Origin of the sequence: Photobacterium sp. DA100 (assembly GCF_029223585.1) — a bacterium.
Classification (GTDB): domain Bacteria; phylum Pseudomonadota; class Gammaproteobacteria; order Enterobacterales; family Vibrionaceae; genus Photobacterium.
The window spans coordinates 2064005-2087603 of the sequence record NZ_CP119423.1; the positions used below are offsets into that span (position 1 = coordinate 2064005).

Annotated in this window: 16 protein-coding genes and 1 pseudogene; 4 read left to right on the forward strand and 13 right to left on the reverse strand. The window is 46.7% G+C overall.

Going from position 1 to position 23599, the window contains the following annotated elements:
- Positions 1-14: 14 nt before the first annotated feature.
- The 8 genes from PTW35_RS09670 to PTW35_RS09705 all read right to left on the reverse strand — a co-directional run bounded on the left by PTW35_RS09670 (position 15) and on the right by PTW35_RS09705 (position 10674).
- A complete protein-coding gene (locus PTW35_RS09670) occupies positions 15-1337 on the reverse strand; it encodes a hypothetical protein (RefSeq protein ID WP_281024801.1) in 1323 nt (440 codons plus the stop codon).
- Positions 1334-3034 carry a VWA domain-containing protein gene (locus tag PTW35_RS09675; protein ID WP_281024802.1) on the reverse strand — a complete coding sequence of 567 codons (1701 nt, stop codon included), beginning with the start codon at positions 3032-3034 and terminating at the stop codon, positions 1334-1336. The genes PTW35_RS09670 and PTW35_RS09675 overlap by 4 nt, the downstream gene beginning before the upstream one ends.
- Positions 3027-4070, reverse strand: a complete 1044-nt coding sequence (locus PTW35_RS09680) for a VWA domain-containing protein (protein ID WP_281024803.1) — start codon at positions 4068-4070, stop codon at positions 3027-3029. The genes PTW35_RS09675 and PTW35_RS09680 overlap by 8 nt, the downstream gene beginning before the upstream one ends.
- The gene (locus tag PTW35_RS09685; RefSeq protein ID WP_281024804.1) at positions 4063-4656 is read right to left on the reverse strand and encodes a DUF4381 domain-containing protein; all 594 of its coding nucleotides are present in this window, start codon (positions 4654-4656) and stop codon (positions 4063-4065) included. The genes PTW35_RS09680 and PTW35_RS09685 overlap by 8 nt, the downstream gene beginning before the upstream one ends.
- A gap of 2 nt (positions 4657-4658) precedes the next feature.
- Positions 4659-5621, reverse strand: coding sequence for a DUF58 domain-containing protein (locus PTW35_RS09690; RefSeq protein WP_281024805.1), 963 nt, complete (start codon positions 5619-5621; stop codon positions 4659-4661).
- A gap of 12 nt (positions 5622-5633) precedes the next feature.
- Positions 5634-6620: a MoxR family ATPase gene (locus tag PTW35_RS09695; protein ID WP_281024806.1), complete on the reverse strand. Its 987-nt coding sequence runs from the start codon at positions 6618-6620 to the stop codon at positions 5634-5636.
- 102 nt (positions 6621-6722) lie between these two features.
- A complete protein-coding gene (locus tag PTW35_RS09700; RefSeq protein ID WP_281027479.1) occupies positions 6723-9008 on the reverse strand; it encodes a multiheme c-type cytochrome in 2286 nt (761 codons plus the stop codon).
- 118 nt (positions 9009-9126) lie between these two features.
- Positions 9127-10674 (reverse strand): arylsulfatase, encoded by a 1548-nt coding sequence (locus PTW35_RS09705; RefSeq protein WP_281024807.1) that lies wholly within the window; start codon positions 10672-10674, stop codon positions 9127-9129.
- Between the two features lie 334 nt (positions 10675-11008).
- Here PTW35_RS09705 and PTW35_RS09710 point away from each other — a divergent pair, with 334 nt between their 5' ends.
- The 4 genes and pseudogenes from PTW35_RS09710 to PTW35_RS09725 all read left to right on the forward strand — a co-directional run.
- Positions 11009-12574, forward strand: coding sequence for an arylsulfatase (locus PTW35_RS09710; protein ID WP_281024808.1), 1566 nt, complete (start codon positions 11009-11011; stop codon positions 12572-12574).
- Between the two features lie 473 nt (positions 12575-13047).
- Positions 13048-13986: a LysR family transcriptional regulator gene (locus tag PTW35_RS09715; RefSeq protein WP_281024809.1), complete on the forward strand. Its 939-nt coding sequence runs from the start codon at positions 13048-13050 to the stop codon at positions 13984-13986.
- 377 nt (positions 13987-14363) lie between these two features.
- Complete coding sequence (locus PTW35_RS09720) at positions 14364-16052, forward strand: NAD-dependent malic enzyme (protein ID WP_281024810.1); 1689 nt, start codon at positions 14364-14366, stop codon at positions 16050-16052.
- A 994-nt stretch (positions 16053-17046) separates the two neighbouring features.
- Positions 17047-17864, forward strand: a pseudogene (locus PTW35_RS09725) (IS5 family transposase); the annotation flags it as partial.
- 327 nt (positions 17865-18191) lie between these two features.
- On the opposite strand, the gene PTW35_RS09730 reads toward PTW35_RS09725, so the two are convergent.
- The 5 genes from PTW35_RS09730 to PTW35_RS09750 form a co-directional block, all read right to left on the reverse strand.
- Positions 18192-19223 carry a biotin/lipoyl-binding protein gene (locus PTW35_RS09730; RefSeq protein ID WP_281024811.1) on the reverse strand — a complete coding sequence of 344 codons (1032 nt, stop codon included), beginning with the start codon at positions 19221-19223 and terminating at the stop codon, positions 18192-18194.
- Positions 19220-19684, reverse strand: coding sequence for a magnesium transporter (locus PTW35_RS09735; RefSeq protein WP_281024812.1), 465 nt, complete (start codon positions 19682-19684; stop codon positions 19220-19222). The genes PTW35_RS09730 and PTW35_RS09735 overlap by 4 nt, the downstream gene beginning before the upstream one ends.
- 13 nt (positions 19685-19697) lie before the next feature.
- The gene (locus tag PTW35_RS09740; RefSeq protein WP_281024813.1) at positions 19698-20939 is read right to left on the reverse strand and encodes an outer membrane protein transport protein; all 1242 of its coding nucleotides are present in this window, start codon (positions 20937-20939) and stop codon (positions 19698-19700) included.
- Positions 20940-21130: 191 nt separating this feature from the next.
- Positions 21131-21943 carry a hypothetical protein gene (locus PTW35_RS09745; RefSeq protein WP_281024814.1) on the reverse strand — a complete coding sequence of 271 codons (813 nt, stop codon included), beginning with the start codon at positions 21941-21943 and terminating at the stop codon, positions 21131-21133.
- Between the two features lie 124 nt (positions 21944-22067).
- On the reverse strand, positions 22068-23378 hold the full coding sequence (locus tag PTW35_RS09750) for a DUF1214 domain-containing protein (protein WP_281024815.1): 1311 nt from the start codon (positions 23376-23378) through the stop codon (positions 22068-22070).
- Between the last annotated feature and the right edge of the window lie 221 nt (positions 23379-23599).

Consider the following 23599-nt stretch of genomic DNA (forward strand, 5'->3'; position numbering starts at 1 on the left):
AGTAACTTGAAGTACTAATATCGCGCCTTGTGAACCTCATCTAGCTTAGGTAATACTTTTGGCAGCTTAAACCTTCCACCAGATTGCCGCTGGGCACGGATCAACCGCCACATTTTCTTAAACACGTGCGCTTTCTCATCGCCAGCCTGGAGCTGACCACTTGTTATCAACCAGTCGCTAGTATCCTTTGCTTTATTCATTTCAAGCTGATTGGTTAAAAGGCGCAATTGCCGATAAAGTTTCGTCCTGGCCTGAGCCCACTTTCCTCCCCTGACATCAAGCCAGAACAGAAGCCATGGTGGTCTGGGGCGAGTGCGATAATAACGTCGGCCAAGCGAGAAAGCGGTTAGCACGATGCCCATTGTGGTCATGGCAGCAATCAGGATACGCAGGTTCGCTTTCACAAATGAGGCTGGTGTATGGCGGGCGTGGAATTGCTTACCCTCAACGGTAACGGTTTCCAGTTGATTAGTTTGGGCATTCCACCACTGAAATTGCTGATCTGGGAAACTAAAGTCGCCACCCTGCTGGATCACATACACGGTTTCCTCAACCCTGGAAGACTGATAGTTTCCTCGGGTTTGTGAGTCTTCCAAACGATGAGGCTGGGGATAAGCTTGAAAGTAATCTGACGCTTCCCTTGTGAGCAGGTTTGGCAGGAGGACGGAAAGCGTGTCCTGGGCCTGAATCGTCACTTTGCGGGTAATTGCATCGCCGACTTTCAGCTCTTCGCTCGATTGCTGCCACTCCTGTTTGACTTGCACATTTGTGGCAGTAAACCAAGGCGTTTGATCACTGAGCAACCCTGACGGCAGGTTGACATCAAAAGCCAAAGGCTGGGTATACATGGTACCCGATACATTGGAACCATCAGGTGCTGACACTTGTACATTCACCGCCAGCGAAGGTACTGAATAGGAACCGGACTTTATCGGGTACAAGGTGATTTCCCACCGTTGCCGTGACCATGTTACCCCCCCTTTTCGCTCGGTATAATTGGTCGCGAGCTGATTGCGCTGCTTGGCAATTACATTGGGGATCTCCACTGGCTCTATCTGCGTTCCGCCGGTAAACCAACGCGGGGTCGCAACTTCAATGTATAAAATCACCTGTTCATTTACACTAAAGGAAGGCACTTTCTTACCGGACTCATCGGTACTGTTTACTGCCAGCCATGCCTTAATCTCGACATCATTGCTACGCTGTAAATCCGGAATCGTTACAGCGTAACTCAAACTACTGGCAAGAGAGGCAAAAAAGACAAAAATAATGGCGGCTACAGAGGTTAAATATTTCTGCCAATGTGGTAACCACGTTGCTGGAAATAGCGATGTCATTGCTGCAATTCTCCGCCTTCCTTTGGTTGATTTGATTGATTACGTTGGATCTGGAATTTTGCCCGCAAGAAATACTTTGGATCGGCCTCGACCCGCTTCAACCACTTGTCAGCGAGCTCATTGCTCCCCAAGATCTCATTAGCATTCAGTGTTTCTTTAATCATTAATTCAGCTGCAGTCTGCTCATCGGCACCTTCCGCTGTGCGAGGTTTGTCATCACTTAGTTCGAAGGACTCTTCCGGCCCATCTGTGGTCCCGGCCTGGCTCTCACTGGTACGGTTGATTTCATCGACAATACCGCTAATGACTTTTAGGTTATGCTCAACACTTGGTCGCAGCTCAGTCGACAAGGTATCCTTCTCTGCCAAGGACCGTAATAAATCTCTTGCCGCTAGATACTCACGTTCTCGAGCCAACGCACTGGCGGCATTGTATAAGCCAAAGTCGGTATCCATTTGCAAAAAAACACGGTGGGCTTGCTTATACTCACTGGCGTAATAGTAGGCGGTTCCCTTCCTCAGTGGGTCAACAAAATGTTTTGCCGCTTCAAGATATTGTCCTTGGTTGAACAGGCGCTGGCCTTGCTGATCGGGAGTTAACCACAAATCCCACCACCCTTGAACCGTTTTGTCCCAAATTGTCACTTGTTCAGCGGGTTCCGCAGTTTGCGCCTTGGATGCAATAATGGTTTCAGCATTAACCGCAGGCGCCGCCAATAGCGTTCCGGTCAGTGACAGTACGACGCACCATTGCACCAACCAGCCTTTTCGAAACCAAAGCAGCATCGCCAAAGCAATCGGTAACAACAGCTGATAGCCCATATCTTGCCAGGGCATAGAAGACTCGCCATTTAGCTGCATATTTCGCTCGACTGTGCGGTTGAGCCTTTCAACATCGCTATTGTCTACCGTGATTTCGATGAAACGCCCCCCAACTTCGCTCGCCAACTGGCGTAGGGAAGCAAAGTCAGCAGGGGCACTACTGACAACATCCCGATTGCCCGCGCCCAGAATCATTAACTGGTAAGGCTTGTCGCTGAAAAATGCGTTAAAAGCAGCAATGGTATTAGGATTTGCACCATCAGATACCAACAATACCGTCGAACCGGGTCTTCCCTGCAGCAACTGCTCGATAAGCGGTAAGGTTTTTTCGGCAAATTTACCCTCCGCCGGCATGATATCAGGAGAAATTGCAGCCAAAATCGGCTCGAACACCTTGGTATCCTGAGTCATCGGCATTGCGACATGGGCAGATCCGGCATACACAACCAACCCCGTGCTCCCTCCCTGTCGTAACTCGAGTAGATCGCGCACCTTCTGCTTGGCACGCTCCAGTCGACTTGGCGGCAGGTCTTGCTGCAACATTGACTCACTGCTGTCGAGCAACACCAGCAATGACGCTTTGTCTTCACCAAACGGAGAGGCTTGGCGTTGCCAGGTCGGCCCAGCACAGATCAGGATGGCCATCGCAATAATCACCATCAGCAATTTAAGGGGGAGTTGCTTGCTCCAACCTTTTTCCCCAATGGTTAATACCTGACGGAGGTGCTTGGGCAATACTTCTTGCCAGCCCGGTTGGTTGGCTTCACGCCAGCGGAGCCAGAACAACAGTCCCATCGGTACAAGCACCAACAGCCACAACGGCCTGATGAAATGAAATTGGCTGATCGCCTGCTGCAGGCTGAGACTATCAAACATTGTTTTTCTCCATGCCCTGACCAAGCCTTCTACCACGGTTCAGCGTCGCCATGGTAAAGGCAATAAGGTACATCACCACGACTATTGCAATCAGGTAGTGGTGAATACTTTGTTTAGGGCGGTAGGTCGAACTCTCATAGAGCTGAGGTTCTAGCTTGCCGATTTCTTGATAAGCCCCCAGCAGCGATTCACGGTCGAGCGCAACAAATGCCTGCCCGCCAGATTCATTGGCAACACGATTGATTGTTGCCATATCCAATGCAGCCTCGCCAACCGTTTGCGGATCCCCCATCGCTATCATATGGATCCTGACACCCTTAGCTTTAGCCACTTTGGCTGCTTCTATCGGTTCAACAAAACTTCCAGTGTCATTGCCGTCGGTCAGCACAATCGCCACCTTTTCCCGGTCTTCGTCCCCTTTTTCTTGATGGCTTTGATCAAACACCTTTATTGCCAGTCCCATGGCATCACCTAGATGGGTACTCTGACCGGCCATCGCTACTTCTGTTTGATTAAGCAGCGCAAGCCATACGTCTTGATCGGCGGTAAACGGGGTCTGCAAAAAAGCGGCATCACCAAACAAAATGAGCCCCAAGCGGTCGCCCTGTCGTGTTTTGGCAAAGTCGGCCAGTACTTCCTTGGCGGCATCCAGGCGGGAGACATTGTTTCCCGTTGAAGAGGAGAAATCCCGCTCGGCCATCGAACCAGACAGATCAACCAACACCATCACGTCCCTACCGAAGCTCTCCCGGATCTGTGGCGCTCCCAGTATTGTCGGTTTGGCCAAAGCGGTAATCACCAATATCCAAGAAATCACCAGAGTCATTCGCTGCCACCAGGATGGTGACAGCTGGCTTGCCCCCGCTGACGGCACTTCGCCCAGGGCTTCTATAAGCTGACTGAAAAAAGGCACTTTTATTGCGCTTTGCTTGGTGCGGTATGCCGGCACGAAATAGAAGACAATCAAGGGGAATGGCAACGCCAAAAACCACCATGGGTAAACGAACTCCAGATCGAACAATGAGAAATTAAACATGGTGGCCTTCCCCTTGTTTTTTATTTCCATTGAGCAGCTTGGCCAAAGCCGCTCTGAGCGAGACATGTTTCGTCATTGACCGGCCTTCGTGCTCCCGAATCCAGCACAAAGCTTTCTCGCGTAGCAGTGCTTGTTCTTCCCTACCAAGGGTGATTGAAGGGTCAACCAATGACTGAACCCACCGGGTACCAAGCTCATCCTGGAAGGTCACTCTGCCATTGCCTAGCTCATCAAGCTTTTGCAAAAAGGCGTGACCAAATAGCTTAGCGTTGGCTGGCTCCAAATAAACCAGAACAATTTTCAGTATTGAAAATAAAGCACCGTCGAAAGCGCCACTATCTACACTGCCTTCAAGGCCTCGATGCATAGGCAAGCGAGTAACCGCTGTCCGCGCCTCAGCTCGATAACGGTTATGCCACCAGCGTACTAGCCGGCGATAGCAAAGGTAGCCGGCAATAACGCACAACAAGACAAGCAGGACTTTCCAGCCTATCGTCTGTGGTATCCAACTGACGCTTTCAGGTACGGTAACATCATACAATTCACGCAGAATGTAGGTGCTAGGAGGCGAATGTTCGATGCTCATGGCTACTGCCTCCCAACAAGCCGCTGGAACTGGGCGATATGTGATCCCGAGGTATCCAGCTCAATAAACGGTAATTGCTTCAACGCCATCAGGCGGGTCAGAGACTGGCGAGTAAGCACACTGCGCTCGCTCAAAGTCGCACTGGCCTGAGCGACTTTTTCCTTGCTATCAAGAGTCAGCTGATACTGGCCATCCCCCACAACCCAGTTCGACTTGGCCAGCTCTCCCGGCAGGGTTTGCTCAAGCGGATCGTTAACCAGCACGGCCAACACATCATTATGGATTTGCAGCTGCTTGAGCTGCTCGAGGTGATGCTCGTCGCAATCACGCCAATCGGTAATAAAAACCAGGGTTGATTGGGCTAAATTCATCCGCTTAAGCTGTTCCAGCCAAAGTGAAAAGCTCACCCTTTCACTATTGGTGGTATCAACACTTAACTGCTGGTTAGCTTTCGCCAATAATTTGAGCTGCGCCATGAACGCATGCTGCGAGCGCTGGGACTGACAGTGATAGATTTTCTCTGCGGAAGCGACAACCACACCGACACGATCGCCATCTTTCAAAACCCGCCAGCCACACATGGCGGCGATTTCCGCTGCAATGACCGACTTCATCACCTGGGTTGACGAAAAAAACATTTGGCTACGCTGATCGACACAGATGATCACATTGCGGTCTTTTTCTTCGGTATAGCTACGTACATGCGGTTTGCCGGTACGCAATGTGACTTTCCAGTCTAGGTTTCGAATATCGTCACCCAGTTGGTAATGGCGAAGTTCTTCGAAGTTCAAACCTCGGCCGCGAAACAAAGAATTGTGCCTGCCCGATAGTACACTGCCGGCTTTCAAGTGCGGAAGTAGACTAAAGGTTCCGACTTGGGACTGCAGACGCACCAAGCGCGAATAATCACAATAAATCCGACCATCGAGCCCTTTTGATTGAGGAGCAATGTTTGGCTTTGCCATAGTGCCCCCCGATTATCCGATCTCTACATGGTCAAGCAGCTCTTCGACAATCCTCAGATGATTAATTCCGTCAGCCAGTGCATCGTAGGTCAGTGTAAAACGGTGCCCCAGTACCATGGGTGCCATGGCACGTACATCATCAGGCAAAACATGATCACGCCCCTGTAGCCATGCATAAGCACGGGCACATTTATCCAAGGCGATGGAGGCTCGAGGGCTCGAGCCGACCTCAATCCATTTGACCAAATTGGAGTCGGGGTAACGTTCTGGTTTACGGGTCGCCATAACCAAAGCGACAATATAACGCTCAACCAGATCAGAAACGGCAATGTGGGGAAGTTGGCGGCGGGCTTCGAGTACCACATCAGCGTCGATATTTCCCAGCGCTTCATCTTGCGCTCGGGCAGCCTCGGTACCTAACTCTTCTCCTCGGACTAAACGGATAATGTCACGCTCTGCATCATCCTCAGGGTATTCGACGGTAACCTTCATCATAAAGCGGTCCATCTGTGCTTCCGGCAACGGATATGTCCCTTCTTGCTCTACAGGGTTCTGGGTTGCCAGCACCATAAAAAGTTCAGGCAGTTGATGAGTCGTATCGCCTACGGTAATTGTTCCCTCAGCCATAGCTTCGAGCAAAGCCGCCTGGACTTTTGCCGGTGCACGGTTGACCTCATCGGCCAGGACAATGCTATTGAAGATTGGCCCTGGTTGAAAATGCAGCTGAGGTTTACCGTCGAGATCCTGATAGATCTCTGTTCCTGTCACATCCGATGGCAAGAGATCTGGAGTAAACTGAATTCGTCCGAAATCAGTGTTGAGCAAATTTGCCAATGATTTTACCGACCGTGTTTTAGCCGTACCGGGTAGCCCCTCTAGCAAGATATGACCGTTAGCCACTAACCCAATAACCAAAGCTTCAACAACATGGCGTTGACCAATCACACTTTTTTCTGTTTGCTCAATGAGCTGCTTGATAGCCTGTTGTGCTTGGTTCATGACTTACCCTCACCTATGTTACGTAATTACGCCATTGTTCAATTGCCACTATCGTACCTGCAAGACCGATAACTATTGGTTATAATAGCCATTACAGCCAAGCTAATTTCCAGCCCGTACTTTCAACTGTTTAACAACCTCCGGCGCAACGATTTGACCAAGTTGTTGAGTGCAGCTTTCAAATTCCGCAGCCACTTCACCCAACTGGTAATTTCGTGCCAATACTTCACACTGAGCATATAGGTGTTGCGGGTTGCCACTGATATCAAACGCAGAAGACAATGCCCGGCTTGAGGCCAGCACATCACTTTTTTCCAACGCCAAACCATAGACATACCAGTAATGCGCATTTCCAACGGCCTTTTCAGCAGCTCGTTTCAAATACTGGTTCGCTTTTCCCGCCTTACCCGTCCGAAGCAGTGCTAAACCTGCACTGTAAGGGAGCGCACTGTCATTCGGCTGGGCTTCCATCCCCTGCTGCAAAACTTGCAAGGCAAGCTCGTCGTTATTCTGGCTTCGGTACAGATCCGCCAGATTGACGTAACTATTAGCAAAGTAAGGCTCAACCTCGATAGCCCCCTGATACCATAAAACCGCTTTGTCCATCTCCCCCATCGCACGATACACATTGGCCAAATTGGTCCGGCCAAAGCCTCTATCGGCGTTAAATTTCTGGATTTCGATATACTCTTGCAGCGGCCCGTTGAGACGGTCTCTTTGTTGCAGCGGCATCTGCTGCCAAAACTCGACCAAAGCCCCGGCCGTTTCTGTCCTTACTGCCAGTACCGGGTCTGTTAACAAGGGCGATAGGATCTGCCATCGCTCCGGCCAGCCGTATCCCGACGCCCCCTCAATCGCACCCAACCGGATCAGCTCACTGTCATGCTTTACCGCTCGCGCCAACGCTACCAGGGTATTTTGTCCGGTATTACCAGCCATTCGGGACAATGCCGAGCCGCGAATAATGTCGCTCAGGCTTGAGTCTTGTGCGGTATACGAAAGTGCGTCGGGAGCGGCTTGGTGATTGATGCTGTCGGCATAGAACGCGACACCGAAATGCTGCTGATGGCGGTAGGCCGAGTTGGGGAAACGCTTGCCTAACTCTTTGTCCGCCCACAGGTTGGTTTTATCTTGATGGCAACCGGTACACACATTGGGCGTCTTTATATGCTGGCTCAAATCAGGTCGAGGAACATGCCAGCTGTGATCCCGCCTCGGGTCAATTTGCATATACGTCGTCTCTGGCATGTGGCAGGTCGTACACTTGGCCGCTTCGGTTCCCGGCTGGTGCAAGGTGTGCTCACTTGACGCATATTCGGGTGATACATGGCACTGGCTGCAGACCGCTTCCTCAGCAACGGTTAGTTTTGCCGTATGGGGATCATGGCAGTTGGTGCAGGTCACCCCTTTTTGGGCCATCCGTGATTGCAGAAACGAGCCATACACATAGTCCTCATCATAAATTTGGCCATCGTGATAATAAAGCTCCGGGGTGATCAAGCTCAGGCGATACCTATCCAGAAAAGAGCCTTTAACATGATCGGCTGTCTGGTTGAGTTGGGTTCGCCGGCTATGGCATTGAGCACAGGTCTGCGTTTGTTCTGTCGGTTCTATTAATTGGGGCTGTAATGTCTTATCGCCCTCCCTTGCAACCCATTGTTTGACCTGTACGCCAAGATCTCGGGTGAACCCCACTTGTCGTGCATCCATTAGGCCTTCTGATTCTGACGTAGACTGTTCACCCTTTCCCCTTGCAATGTAATCAATATGACCACTCGCCGGGCCATGACAAGCTTCACAGCCAACATTGATGTCAGACCACGTCGTATCGTATGAATTGGACCCTTCATTGTAGTTTTTCTTGATGTTGGTTGAGTGGCAATCCGCACACATAAAATTCCAATTTTGCCCCGCATTGGTCCAGTAGAACTCATCCGCTGGTGTCAGCTCTGGGTATAAATGAAACCAACGCTGCCCCCCTTTCTCCGGCGCGCGGGAATCCCATGCAAAGGGAATTAGCTGAATCCGGCCATCGGGAAACTCAACCATATATTGCTGTAGAGGGTAGACACCAAAGGTATAGCTAATTTTGAAATCAGCAAACTTTTGATCAGCCCCCGCAATATTGACCCAATATTCCCCGTTTTTGCTGAAAAAGCGGTTTGTTTTGCCATCGTGCTGCAAACTCTGATCGGAAAAATTGCCCAACACCGATGTGGCAGTGGCATGCTTCATTGCCATCTCGTGGTGCGAACCTCGCCACGCCTCTACTTGTCGGTTATGACAATCGATACAGGCTTCACTGCCCACATAATTCACTGACTGTGCTGTTGCCGGCTGCGTCATGACGAAAACTATCAACCAGCACAGCGGCAATGCCATCAACATTCCGATTTGCGCTTTTATCATCCTTGAATAGGCTTCCATGAAAGATTGTTGTGCCATTGATTAAAGATAGAGCATGGAGACAAAAAAAAGGGCTCCGAAGAGCCCTAAATTCAACATCTTATTTATTTGGCGGCTGCTGGAGTTTTTCCATCACCTGATCGAGAGAGAAACTTGCCGCTTTTTGCCTTGGCGGAAACGCCTTGAATGTTTCTAGGAACTTAGCCACGTAGGCTTGTGCTGGTACCAGCATAAAGGCACGGTCTAGCATCCAGTCGTAATAAGAATTGGAGGTTATATCGGCCACCTCGTAAGGATCCATCCTCAAGTTGAAGATCTTTGGTACACGGAGCGGGGTAAAAGGTTCAGCCCAAATCCGCAGTGTCCCTTTGGCTCGCTGCTCCAAGAAAACAATCTTCCAGTTGTTGTAGCGCAGTGAACTCAGATCGCCGTCATCGGTAAAATAGAAGATCTCTTCTCGTGGACCAGTATCGACTTCCCCGGTTAAATAAGGCAAGAAGTTGTACCCATCAAGATGGACTTTAAAATTCTTGTCACCCGCCTGATAGCCTTCTATCAATTTCTCTTTGATCTGATCATCACCGGCGGCGGCGAGGAAAGTTGGCATCCAGTCCATATGGTGCATGATTTCGTTGGACACACTACCCGGCTTGATCTTGCCCGGCCAGCGCACCATGGCAGGCACTCGGTATGCCCCTTCCCAGTTGGTATTTTTCTCACCACGGAATGGGGTTAAACCGGCATCAGGCCACGAGTTCATGTGTGGGCCGTTATCGGTCGAATAGAAAACAATTGTATTGTCCTTGATACCGAGATCATCGACTTTCTTCAGCAGCACACCGACGTGGTTGTCATGCTCAACCATACCGTCGGCATAGAAGCTAATACCCGTCTTACCCGAATTCTCTTCTTTTACATGGGTCCGGAAATGCATACGGGTCGCATTCCACCATACAAAAAAAGGCTTCTCGGCTTTAACTGCACGATCCATAAAGTCCAATGCCGCTTCAAGGGTTTCATCATCGACAGTTTCCATCCGTTTACGGGTCAACGGGCCGGTATCTTCGATTTTGCCATCAGCGTAGGAGCGAATCACACCACGTGGCCCGAATTTCTTGCGAAACTCAGGGTTTTTAGGGTAATCGACATTTTCGGGTTCTTCTTCTGCGTTGAGGTGATAGAGATTGCCGAAGAACTCATCGAAACCGTGGTTGGTCGGCAGGTGTTCATCTTTATCGCCAAGGTGGTTCTTGCCAAACTGCCCTGTCATATAACCCAGGGGTTTCAATAGCTCAGCGATAGTGGCATCTTCCGCCTGCAAGCCGAGATCTGCACCAGGCAGGCCCACTTTACTTAGACCAGTTCGCAATACCGTTTGCCCGGTAATAAACGTCGAACGACCGGCGGTACAGGACTGTTCACCGTAGTAATCGGTAAACATCATCCCTTCTTTGGCAATGCTATCGATGTTCGGCGTGTTATAACCAACCAACCCAAAGGTGTAGGCACTAAGATTGGTCTGCCCGATGTCATCCCCCCAAATAACCAAAATATTGGGTTTCTCTGCTGCGATACTACTGCTTGCGGCACTGACCAACAGGGTCGCAAGTATCATTATTCGGCTTTTGAAGCCTTTTCTCGCTGTCATATAAACCTCAGTCACTAAGTTAAAATGGTGCCGTGCAACAAAAATTAATAGCTCACAATGAGTCGTTCCGCGACTTACATCGGTAAAATTAATGGCGTTTATTTACCGGGAAATACACCGCGCTAAAAAAGCAACGCAGAAAGATGATGTGACAAATATCACAAACAGGATTTTGCTCACCTTGCCTCTTACATCAAATAAAGCCATATAAAACAGAGCATTACATCAGCCACTTAACTAAAGGTTATAACTGCTATAAAGCGACAGAGACCCTTAGTTGCCAGTAACTTAGCCCCAACAACAAATCAACTCTCTAATTTTGCATGGAGTTACTATGGCAAACCAAGTAAGTAAACTGGCCGTCGGTTTCGGGGTGCTTGCAACCTCCGGTGCTGCCGTTGCGGCAGACCAACCAAATATCCTGGCGATTTTCGGTGATGATGTCGGTTACTGGAACATCAGTGCCTACAACCAGGGTATGATGGGTTACGAAACCCCTAATATCGACCGTATCGCTAATGAAGGTGCACTGTTTACCGATCACTACGGACAGCAATCTTGTACTGCAGGTCGTGCGTCATTTATTACCGGGCAGGAACCTTTCCGTACCGGCCTTCTTACTATTGGTATGCCAGGCTCAACACACGGTATTCCTGACTGGGCTCCAACCATTGCTGACTTGCTAAAAGAGCAAGGTTACATGACCGCGCAATTTGGCAAGAACCACCTAGGTGATCAAGACCAACACTTACCGACTGCCCACGGCTTTGATGAGTTCTTTGGCAACCTCTACCACCTCAACGCAGAAGAAGAGCCTGAAACCTACTACTATCCGAAAGATCCTGAGTTCCGCAAAAACTATGGTCCACGCGGTGTGATCAAGTCTTACGCGGATGGCAAGATTGAGGACACTGGCCCGATGACTCGCAAGCGTATGGAACATGCGGATGAGGAGTTCTTGGAAGCATCACTTGCCTTTATGGAAAAAGCGGTAAAAGCCGACAAGCCTTTCTTCATTTGGCACAACACTACCCGCATGCACGTTTGGACGCGCCTACAAGAGAAGTACCAAGGCAAATCGGGGATCAGTATTTACGCCGATGGCATGCTAGAGCATGATGATCATGTTGGTATCTTGCTCGACAAGCTAGACGAGCTAAAAATTGCCGATAACACCATCGTTATTTACTCAACGGATAACGGTGCTGAAACCGCAACATGGCCTGATGGCGGTGCAACCCCATTCCATGGTGAAAAAGGTACAACCTGGGAAGGCGGTATGCGCGTACCTCAGCTTGTACGTTGGCCGGGTGTTATTGAACCAGGCTCTCGCTTCAATGACATGATGGCTCACCAAGATTGGCTACCAACGCTAATGGCTGCTGCCGGTGTACCGGATGTCAAAGAAAAACTGGCTGACGGCTATAAAGCTAACGGTAAGGAATGGCGAGTTCACATTGATGGCTATAACTTCAAACCTTATTTTGAAGGTAAAGAAGACAAAGGCCCTCGTGAATCCTTGCTTTACTTCTCTGCCAATGGTGAGCTGAATGCGGTTCGCTGGCATGATTGGAAGCTGAACTTTGCCGTCATGAAAGGTAACATTTCTGATGCTGTTCGCTTTGAGCAGAACTGGCCGCAGATCATTCACCTACGTGCTGACCCATTTGAAAAAGCACCACATGAATCTGGTATGTACCTACGCTGGATGGCGGACAACATGTGGCTATTCGTACCGATTCAGGACGTGATCGGTGATTTCTTCAAGACACTGCCTGATTACCCAATGCAGCAAGGCCAGTTGATGAACCCAGCATCTATCAACTACCAATCTATGGGCCTTCAGGGCAAGATAAAACAGCTGGATGCTCTACAGCAGAAAGTTGAAACCATGAAGTAATTGTCCTTCCTGTTGGATAATCACTAAAACGCCCGCTCTATGAATGCGGGCGTTTTGTTTTACTTTCAGGAACGGCATGATATTTATCAATAAATCTAGCCTTTACATTACGCAGGTGATTGGCACTTTTCCTCTGCACAAGGTTTCGAGTCCGTTCTTTGTCCAAGCTCAAAGCCTGAACTCCCTATAACAGCAGTTACACCGATAAACCTGCTTATAAAAAAACCTTTGCCACCATCTTCTCTTAATTCTTACCACAACTTTGTGCTTACAGTTTTCAGCCATTACTTTTCAACACTACCAACCAACACTGACCATCATGACAATGTCATGAAGCCGGCGAGAGTATAAGCAGTTGTCCGTCACCAATAAACCAGCCCAAATGGAACGCTTCGTTCTAAGATACAGAACGATAATTGAATTGTTGTTTGATAAACTAGAACCGAGTACAACAAACTGAAGCCAAACATTGAATGAAAACTGAAGACATTAAACTATTTCACAAAGTAGCAGAGTTTGGCTCACTGACAGAAACCGCCAAATGGCTAGATTTACCTAAATCCAATATCAGCCGACGGATTAAACAGCTGGAAAGTGACTTAAAAATCAAACTCTTTCACCGCCATAGTCGCCATATTACGCTCACAGCTGCCGGAAATGACTTTTATAACGCAACCGTGGGCCTCATTCATACTCTAGATAAAACAATCAGTAAGCTTCAGCACCCCGAAAAAGAACTCGTTGGCCGGCTTAAAATCATGATCTCACCAGTGATGATGAATATCGGAAAATTGGTATTGGAGTTTATGCAGTTGCACCCAGCCATCAATGTGGAAGTCATTAGCTCCAACGATGAACTGGATCTGATTAAGAATGAAATTGATGTTGCTTTCCGGGTTGTGAATACTCGAACAGAAGAAAACCTGATTGCCCACAAAATACAAGAAGAGCCATATGGGCTTTACGCCTCACCTCAGTACCTATTAAACCACGGCACTCCAGCCAGTTTGGATCAGTTACCTGAGCACAATTTCATCATCTATCGCTTCAGTAATGGTGAGCTGCTTAACAAACTATCTCATGATAACGGCCAATCAATTCAACTCTCGAGTAATTTGACAGTTAACAGTGTTCCTCTGCTGATCGAAAGCGCGATCCAAGGCCATGGCCTGATATTGATCTCACAAAGAGTTGGCGACTTATTCGCCCAAAAGAATCTTCTCGAACAAGTCATCCATAGCTATTCGCCCAACTATAACTTCGGTTGGATTGTGCATCCCCCCCGCCAATATTTATCGTTGGTCACTCAAGAGTTTCTCAACTTTGTTCTGCTTCGGATAAAACGATTAGGTTATGACGATAAGGACGCTATGAACGTATTTAGACTGCCTTTTCCACCGCTAACCAGTTAAAACAAATCAACCACAAACAACCACAACAAAATAAACATAACGGCAACAAAACAAACAAAATACACACAAACACAACACCACACCAACGCAACATTGTATGCAGATGTAACAGCGAGAAAACACACCATTTCGCGCAACATAAGATCAAACAAAATCAAAACATGACAAACACTAGCAAAACATAAATATCTTTTGCATTACAAAATAAATTTATACCGTGTTAATGACGATAAAAACCCATCCAAAACTTGATCTAGGCCTCGAAATTTCTGCGCTTTCCCTTTGAATAATCAGCACGGTAGATCTACGATTAGCGCCTAAATGGAAAAGCTTACGGCAGCCCATTTCTTTACTACCAACGAAACAGAGTCTATTGCATGAATAACGATAAACGCCCACTCTATATCCCTTACGCTGGCCCTGCGTTACTAGAAACTCCCCTACTTAACAAAGGTAGTGCATTCTCTGTCGAAGAGCGCATGTTCTTCAACTTGGAAGGCTTGCTTCCAGAAGCAATCGAAACCATTGAAGAACAAACTGAACGTGCTTATCAGCAGTTTTTGAAATTCGAAAACGACATGGACAAGCACATTTACCTGCGTAATATCCAAGATACCAATGAGACCCTATTCTACCGTTTGGTTGAAAACCACATCACAGAGATGATGCCAATCATCTACACCCCAACTGTTGGTGCGGCATGTGAAGATTTCTCCAACATCTACCGCCGTGGCCGTGGCCTATTCATCTCTTACCCTAACCGTGACCGCATTGAAGACATGCTAAACAATGCATCGCGCCACAACGTAAAGGTAATTGTTGTGACTGACGGTGAACGTATTCTTGGTTTGGGCGACCAGGGTATCGGTGGTATGGGTATTCCAATCGGTAAGCTTTCTCTTTATACCGCGTGTGGTGGTATCAGTCCGGCATACACACTACCTGTTGTGCTGGATGTAGGTACAAACAACCCTCAGCGTCTGTCTGACCCTATGTACATGGGCTGGCGTCATCCTCGTATTTCTGGACAGGAATACGACAACTTCGTTGACGAATTCATCCAGGCAGTCAAGCAACGTTGGCCTGATGCACTAATCCAGTTCGAAGACTTTGCTCAGAAAAACGCAATGCCACTGCTTGAGCGTTACAAGGACAAGGTTTGCTGCTTTAACGATGACATCCAAGGTACAGCCGCCGTTACTGTTGGCTCGCTCCTAGCGGCTTGTAAAGCGGCGGGTAGCAAACTATCTCAGCAGCGTGTGACATTCCTAGGTGCTGGCTCTGCCGGTTGTGGTATTGCTGAAGCCATCATTGCACAAATGGTATCTGAGGGTATTTCTGAACAGCAAGCCCGCAGCCAGGTTTACATGGTTGATCGCTGGGGTCTGCTGGTTGATGACATGCCGAACCTGATCAACTTCCAGAAGAAGCTGGTACAGCCTCGTGCAATCATCAACGAGTGGGATACAGAAGACAACAACATCTCACTACTGGATGTCATGCGTAATGCCAAGCCAACTGTACTGATCGGCGTGTCTGGCGTACCGGGCCTATTTAGCGAAGAAGTGATCCGCGAAATGCACCAGCACTGCGAGCGACCAATCATCTTCCCACTATCAAACCCAACCAGCCGTGTTGAAGCCACACCGGCTGATCTTATCCGCTGGACTGATGGTCATGCACTTGTTGCTACCGGCTCCCCATTCGAGCCTGTGGTCCACAACGGTAAGACTTACCCGATTGCTCAATGTAACAACAGCTACATCTTCCCAGGTATCGGCCTAGGTGTTCTGGCTGTCGGTGCACGCCGTGTTACAGACGAAATGTTGATGGAAAGTAGCCGTGCGCTGGCTGAGTGCTCGCCACTAGCGATTAACGGTAAAGGTGCCCTACTTCCACCACTGGAAGAGATCCAGAACGTTTCTCGCCACATTGCGTTTGCTGTCGCTAAGAAAGCGGTTGAGCAGCGTAAAGCGCCGAAGAATACTGATGATCGTATCAAAGAGAAGATTAACGATAACTTCTGGGATGCTGAGTACCGCCGTTACAAGCGTACTTCATTCTAATATTCGATTGCATTAGCCAAGCGATTACAGAGTAGGATCTGCCACAAGGCTATCTCTTATAAACAAATCCCCAAGCTTATCGCTCGGGGATTTTTTAACATCTTGATAAACTGTATACTGTTTAATTAACTCTGCATTATTGGCTGTAATTTAAATAATAATCAAGTGGCGAAAACAATCTCAAGCTAATTGAATAAATTTCCAATTCAAATTCACTTTAGCTTTTAAAGTTTGAAAAAACAATAAAACCTCTTGAACTTCTATGTAAATTCAAAAGGTATAATTAATAAAGTTTTATAGATATTATCTCATAATAGTTATTGACTAACGTTCTACTGTGTGAAAAGAGGCAATAGGATTCCACTTGCCCGCTTTTACTTTATAGGATGAACCATAAGCTCTCCACATCCAGTTAAAGATTTTGTCAGTCCCATTCTCAATGGTTATTTGGTGCATCACCACCACACGATACAGTGTAAGTGCCATCTTCATTTTGAATTGCTTCACGAGAGTTCAAAACAGTTCTCATGTCTACAAGGAACAACCAACTATCTTCGACATAAACTGTAATTGACCAAAACTCGTCTACTTTTGCTCTTCGAAAGTAGTCTGATAGCACTTACCATTTTCAGTCCTGTGATACCTGATAAGAGTTAATTCTAAAGTCCGCACCCAACCGACAGGATCAGACATACGCTTTGTTTCAGTATAAATACGTCCTTCAGTGTAGCCATAGTCAAGGACTATGCCTCCGTCAATCGCTTTTTGCATGTACTCCTTGTGGAGTTGTTCGTACTGTTTTTTATCAAAAAGTTTTGGCTCCCAGACACCGTTTCCTTGTCCTGAAACATTCAGTGTCTTTTGAACTTTTCGAGCCTCCTCTATACCGTGTTCAAGACCAGTTAGGGATAATACCCATACAAATTTCCCATTTTGCGGGGGTAAGAGGCTTTGTTGCGTAAATCAGTTTGTACTCTTTCCGAAAGTGGCGATCTGGATTGATGAAGAAGCGATATCGTCATGGGAGTGTAATTCCCACCATGGTGGGCGTGGTTCCAGTAATCAATATTCTGACCTATCCATCACTACAGCATTGATCATTAAGCTAATTTACAGACTATCACTGCGTGCTACGGAAGACTTTATCAACTCGATGCTGACATTAATGGATGTGTCACTATGTTGCCCAAGCTACACTCGTATCAGTCGAAGAGCGAAGGACGTCGATGTTTCGATCAAAATGCCTGTCAGAGGTGAAATTCGTCATCTAACTATTGATGTAACTGGGCCAAATGTGGTCGGTGATGGCAAATGGAAAGCCAAGAAGCATGGTGCAGAAAAGCGGCGTTTATGGCGTAAGCTGCACCTTGCTGTTGACGCTGATACTCATCAGGTTGTTAGTGCAGAACTTTCTCTTTCAACGGTTACTGATGGTGAAGTTCTTCCCGAGTTATTAAAGAAAGCTCAGCGTAAAATCCAGTCAGTATCGGGCGATGGTGCCTACGATACACGGCTATGTTATCAAGCAATTAAGCGTAAAAAAGCACAGCCACTCATTCCACCAAGAAGTGGGGCTACATACTGGGAAGACGGGCCTCGAGAAACCAAGTTGTTGCTTACCAACGTATCTATGAAAGCAATGAGCATTGGAAGAAAACATCTGGCTATCACTCACGATCGATATCTGAAACTGCGATGTCGAGATATAAACGACTCCTTGAGACTGTCCTTGGTTCAAGCTTGAGCCTTCGAGGTTATAATGCCCAGGTTGGCGAATCCTTTGCCGCTGTTCCTGCTTTAAATAAGTTGTAGAGCCTTGGCATGCCTCAAACAACCACAATTGATTAACCAATCAACAACGATGGCTTCGCTCGTATTCATTTCAATTTACGCAACAAAGCCCATAATTGGTGAACCGACCTTCACGACGAAACAGAACATCAATACGCTGATACCTACTTTTAACAGAACAGCTTTAAACAACAAAGCTCGGTTACACCACCGCTCCAATTTTGAGGGAAAAGATCATTCAATGCTGACTCTCTGCCCCTTAATATGGCACCCACAAAACGATGTCTCCAACACTTCGTTCAGATGTAAAAAAGGCCGCTTAATGCGGCCATGATTATTCAACTGTCATTATATAGCATTGAGGTACGACTTTAGCGCTTTCAAGCGAACCGTCGCCCCGCCAATGATATCCATAAAGCCTAAGATCGGATGAGGCTTAGTCGCCGAAATCCAACCAGCACCTGTTGCACCTATTGGTATGGAATACCCTTCAGGCTCTTTAAATTCTATGATAACTGTCCGGCCATGTGAGCCCATATTTTGAGCCACATGCTGATTAACACTTTTAGAGCCATTTAAAACCGAGACTTGAGCCTCACCAGTACCACTCGTGATACTGTGAACCTTCCCTCGAAATACCTCACCAGGATGTGAGTTTACATAAAACTCCGCAAACTGACCGACTTTAATGTAACGATAAGCTTGGTCGCTAACACGCATCTCTAAGAATTTTTTTCTCGTGTCATAGATATGCATATTGCCGGTTCGAGTGCCCTCGGCTAGATTGACAACCCCCATCTGACCATCAAATGGAGCAACAACATTATTCAACTCGTTTAGCCATTGGCTTTCCGAAATCTGAGCTTTAATGTTCACCATCTGAGCACTCAGTTCAGACAATTCAGAATAGCCCTGCTGAATTGTATTGGTTAAGTCATCACGCTCTTTCTCGCTACTGTATTCATCTAATTGTTTCAGGCGAGCTAAATTCTTCTCATCGGTTTTTAATTGAGATTTGGTCGATTCTTTTTGATGCTTCAACGCTTCAAGTTGTGCATACAGCCCTTTGATTTGCTCCTGTGAGTCCGTAGATTCCAGCGTGTAAAGTAAGTCGCCCTTTTTCACCATTTGGTTGTGGGTGACATAGACCTCTTTCACCTTTTGACCGACGAGCGGGCTCAGCACTGCGTGTGGCGCTTTGACGGTACTGCTATCGGTCAAATCTACTGGAGCCCAAAATCGACTAACCGTAAATAAGGTAGTGGCCAAGAACGCCCCAAAAGAGACTATCATGGTTGCATTGCGTAGGTTCCATTTTATGACCCCGGCTTTGACCAGAACCCACATTATGAAAACATAAGGTAGCATTATCTCTTTCATTGTTTAGAATCCTCTGAAGAAAGCCTAGAACCAGATACGCCCTTACGGATAACACCACTTAACGCGTCACCAATAACATCCCAACGGGTAAAGGCAATTATTAGAGCTAAAACCCACCAAACTTTGTTGATCATTAAGCCACACAGAGAAAGTGCAAAAACAAGGGTTGTGTGCGCGCTTTTTTGATGTTCACTTTCATGAACCGCAACCTCATGGAGTCGCCAAAATAGATAGCCTACATATGAAAATATTGAAATAGTAACGACAAAGATCACCCCCATGAAAACTTCCGAGTTCAGTAACTTTATTATGGTTGGGTTACCACCAACAAAATCACTAGCAGGCATTGCTTTGCCATGTATTTTCGACAGCGTAGAAAAAAAGAGAGAACAGCCGACCAAACACGATAAAACGAACATCGCTTTAACCAACCATTTAACAAAACCAATAAGTTTCTTCATAGTAACTTCCTTGTTAGAATGTATATGCCGCACCAATAAAGTGAACCGTCCCGGTAAAGTGGCCATTCAGAGAGAAAAGTTCGCGCATTGATTCTTGCTTAATATCAATTTTACCGAAGTCAGCAAGTTCGTAATAAATATCCAGCTTGCTCTCATCGAACTTTTTGCTTAGACCAATAGAATATCGATGTTGCTCACCTACAGGTAAGTCCGGTGATTGCTTTGAAGGATCATCTAAAGGAGAAGATTCATAAGCGTATCCCGCTTTTAGACTCCAGCCTTGATGAAGTTGATACTCCCCCCCCAAAGACACGCGCCACACATCATCCCAATCTCTGTCTATCGTATATGGAATGAGTTGATTACCTATCGTCATATTAATATCGGTGGACTCCATCGCTGACCAATGGTGATTTTGGATAGAACTCATCAAGGAGAGTTGCGGACTTAGTTGATATGATACACTTAAATCAGAAATAGCCGGAGATGGCAAAGAAGTCTTATATGTACCAGATGCACGCTGCGTATACACATCACCTTCAAACTCATGGGTAAGTTCCGAGCGATACGAAAGACCTAGCTTGAGCTTTTCGGTTGCTTGAACAACAGTGCCAATATTGTACCCAAACGCCCAACTGGTTGAGGTATCTAGCTCTATACTAGCAGTGTTGCCTTGTAAAAAAGCGTAGTTAACCTGAACACCACCAGCGACGGACCATTGCTCATTCACTCTATAACTTAGTGTCGGGTTAAATTGATAAGTTAGCAATGCAACATCCGTCAGCTGAGCCCTTCCCCGCCATTCATTACCATAATCCAATGTCGCTCCACCTAGAGAGCCTAATGCGAGGCCAGCTTTAAAATCATTACCTAAGTCAATGACGTGAAAAAAACCCGCAACCGGTAATGTCGAGCTGGATTTACCATCCCGACCGTTACCATCGTCGTAGTAATTAATCTCTAGATTTAATAACGTTCCGGTAACTGTGGTTAACTCATCCTCAATATGGGACATTACCGCCGGATTGGTCCAAATGGAAGTAGCGGACTCGATATAGACCCCATCACCCGCACCAGCCGTCCCCAAGTTCGAATAAGTAGCCTCTTGAAGAAAAATACCACTAGCAAATGTTATAGGAGTAACGCTTGCCCCCACGATAAAAGCCCCTATAGGGTACTTTTTTGTCATGTCGATACCTGCCTCTTTTATTGATAAGAGGAAGATTAAGGCGTTAACAATGACACCACCAATCATTTAACCACATATCAGATATTAACTAACTGCATAACCCTTTAAAATCAGGGGGAACCAATAGTTGCAATTGATTCCACCTGACTTGGCACCAGCCCATTTGATTACCGAATGTTCATTGTCCGTTTTTTATAGTCTCAGCTGTTGATTGGAGGTGTTTGTTTAGTAAAATTACAATATAAATAAATGCGCTTTTATGTTCTTGGCAAAAGGATGTACAAGTTGAGGTTTAGGGTTGCTCCCTCCGGATCGTACTCTGCCGATTCAGCCCAATATTTCACCCCTCCCCCAAGCAACATAGGTATATTTTCTAGCTCGAAATACTGAGAAGCCGTTAACGTGACCGGCACTGACCACTGATCACTATTCAACTCATAGGCGGTTTCTGATGTCAGCTCAAAAGTGGTGCCCCACTCTGTCGTATAGTCAATAAAGGGCTGCACAAATGTTGTGCTATATGTATCGCCAATACCCTCCTCAACCGAGTAGGTATGGCTTGCCAAAAATCCCACCGTCCAAGGGCCCAGTACGGTAAGGCCGACATAAGATAACCCGATACCCGTTTCATTTGTGCCAAGCGCTTCATGGCTTGCAGTATCAAAGTTAAATGTCGGACCAAAGCCATGCGTCCACACGCCGCCAACCGCTTCTGTCGGTGAGAAAAAAAACGTCGAATTGATATCCCCAAGACCTGATTCACTTTCACCAGCACGAGTAACATCGCTTTGAGAAATAATAGGAATAATGGTTCGAGTAATTAGATTCCAATCCTTGGAAAGTTCGAATGGAATAATAGGCTGTATATTCGTTGTATGCCTAGTCCCCTTATTTGGACCTACATTTTCACTGTATTCATACTGAATCGGAATCCAATAGCTGGTAGTCAACGGGTTCACTGCTGATTGAGCAGCTTGCTGCTCTTTGGTCTTAATTTCTTCTGATGAGTAAACATTGGCAGAAAGAGCTGCTGTAAAAACAAACAACAGCGTCATATGATGATTTTTCATCTTATATCCAGTTATATTTATTGCTAAGTAATTTTAATTAGGATTTAAGCCATATTCTTATAATTAGCGGTATTTCTAGAAGGGAAATTAATAAGAGGCAGTATTACTGCCTCTTATTAACCATTTAGTTTATTTTCTCTAGATCGCCCAACATCCAGGTTTTATAGAAGTCTTTTGTTTTTGGCCCATACAGGCGGAACAGTAAGAAGAAATCTTCACCATTGGTCGGCACCCAGTTTTCTTCCATTCCTTCTGGAGCCTTGGGACCAAAGTAAATGTCGTAAGAGCCATCGCCATTCACTTTCATCGTATCTTGGTTGCGAGAAGACAAGCCGACACGATCCACGTTCTTGACGAAGTTTTTAGTCTCCATGCTATAAACAATCACTGACCAGAAATCTTTTACCGGCGTATCCTTCGGAACATTAAGCTTGTACGTCGATTCACCATCTAACATGTCACCATTACTGTCTTTCACGCCAGTAAGATAGAATGTTTCCCCGCCAAACTTCTTAGGCAGGTAAGTGACGTAGAAATACGAACTCGCTCGCTTATCAACAAGCACTTCGTTTTCTTCTTCAAAGGTAAAACCTTTGTATGGTTGGTCACCAAAGTTCCAAAATGCCCAATTTGATAGCGGCTGCCCTTCTTTATCTCTCCACAACGGTGAGATAGTATCACCATCAGTGACAAAGCGTTTTTGCATATGAGCATATACTAGCAACAAGCCCTCTCTCATTGCATTCAGCTGCTTCTCAGTAGGATTAAATGGCTTCCCTTTCTCTATCCCAAGCTCCTTAAGTAGAGAAACCATCACTTTGTCTTGTTCGCGAATTGGGTTGTTTTGCACAACATCATTCACATCTTCGAAGAAGGTCTCGTTGTAGTAAGGCAAACAGTCATAATCAACATTTGTAGCGTTGAGGTAATCTGTTTCAGGGGGATTAGAGGCATCTTTCAGCTCATAGATTTTAATGCCTTTTGCATAATCCCCTGCGTCTTTATCGGTCGCGCCATTATATAGGCGTGGGCGAAACGCAAAGCCATAATCCAACGTCTCTGTTTCAGAAACAATGTAACCTTCGGCCTCCAAATCCGCTTTTGAAGGCGTACCTTCATAGTTTGGTGGCAAGAAGACATATTTTCCGCCTTTACCTTGGTCTGCACCAGCAGGGCCAACATCCACAATAGGTTGCTCCCATTGGTTGACCACGGAGCCAAAGTAACTCACTTTGTCTGAAGCTGCCGGCACTTCAATAACGATAGGGCCATTGCGTGATGTAATGGTTCCCCAAGCATACGCGGCTACGTCATTGGCCGTTAAAAAGCCTTTGTTTGAAGCAAATGGCTTATTGATGTAAACCACGTCGTTGTAGTCACCACCAAGATCGCGGCGCGTCGCTTTGAGAAAATCAACTTGAGTAACTGCTGGCATCGCCCAGATTGCGGTCTGAGTTGCTCTTTACACCATGATCTTATATTCAAGATCCTCAATTTGAGATGCTCGAGCCAGTATATTGTCCGTATTGTCAAAAGATTGGTTTGTTACAGATGCGTGCACGTGACCCGTCATAAGGGTCGTCGCGTCCAATAGGCTTAGAGCCAAAGACTTCAATTTCATAGTATGTACCTTTCTGAATGATAAATTGGCGACCA

Coding starts and splice junctions, on each gene's coding strand:
- PTW35_RS09670 (WP_281024801.1), bottom strand. CDS start 1,337: ATGACATCGCTATTTCCAGCAACGTGGTTACCACATTGGCAGAAATAT.
- PTW35_RS09675 (WP_281024802.1), bottom strand. CDS start 3,034: ATGTTTGATAGTCTCAGCCTGCAGCAGGCGATCAGCCAATTTCATTTC.
- PTW35_RS09680 (WP_281024803.1), bottom strand. CDS start 4,070: ATGTTTAATTTCTCATTGTTCGATCTGGAGTTCGTTTACCCATGGTGG.
- PTW35_RS09685 (WP_281024804.1), bottom strand. CDS start 4,656: ATGAGCATCGAACATTCGCCTCCTAGCACCTACATTCTGCGTGAATTG.
- PTW35_RS09690 (WP_281024805.1), bottom strand. CDS start 5,621: ATGGCAAAGCCAAACATTGCTCCTCAATCAAAAGGGCTCGATGGTCGG.
- PTW35_RS09695 (WP_281024806.1), bottom strand. CDS start 6,620: ATGAACCAAGCACAACAGGCTATCAAGCAGCTCATTGAGCAAACAGAA.
- PTW35_RS09700 (WP_281027479.1), bottom strand. CDS start 9,008: ATGTTGATGGCATTGCCGCTGTGCTGGTTGATAGTTTTCGTCATGACG.
- PTW35_RS09705 (WP_281024807.1), bottom strand. CDS start 10,674: ATGACAGCGAGAAAAGGCTTCAAAAGCCGAATAATGATACTTGCGACC.
- PTW35_RS09710 (WP_281024808.1), top strand. CDS start 11,009: ATGGCAAACCAAGTAAGTAAACTGGCCGTCGGTTTCGGGGTGCTTGCA.
- PTW35_RS09715 (WP_281024809.1), top strand. CDS start 13,048: ATGAAAACTGAAGACATTAAACTATTTCACAAAGTAGCAGAGTTTGGC.
- PTW35_RS09720 (WP_281024810.1), top strand. CDS start 14,364: ATGAATAACGATAAACGCCCACTCTATATCCCTTACGCTGGCCCTGCG.
- PTW35_RS09730 (WP_281024811.1), bottom strand. CDS start 19,223: ATGAAAGAGATAATGCTACCTTATGTTTTCATAATGTGGGTTCTGGTC.
- PTW35_RS09735 (WP_281024812.1), bottom strand. CDS start 19,684: ATGAAGAAACTTATTGGTTTTGTTAAATGGTTGGTTAAAGCGATGTTC.
- PTW35_RS09740 (WP_281024813.1), bottom strand. CDS start 20,939: ATGATTGGTGGTGTCATTGTTAACGCCTTAATCTTCCTCTTATCAATA.
- PTW35_RS09745 (WP_281024814.1), bottom strand. CDS start 21,943: ATGAAAAATCATCATATGACGCTGTTGTTTGTTTTTACAGCAGCTCTT.
- PTW35_RS09750 (WP_281024815.1), bottom strand. CDS start 23,378: ATGCCAGCAGTTACTCAAGTTGATTTTCTCAAAGCGACGCGCCGCGAT.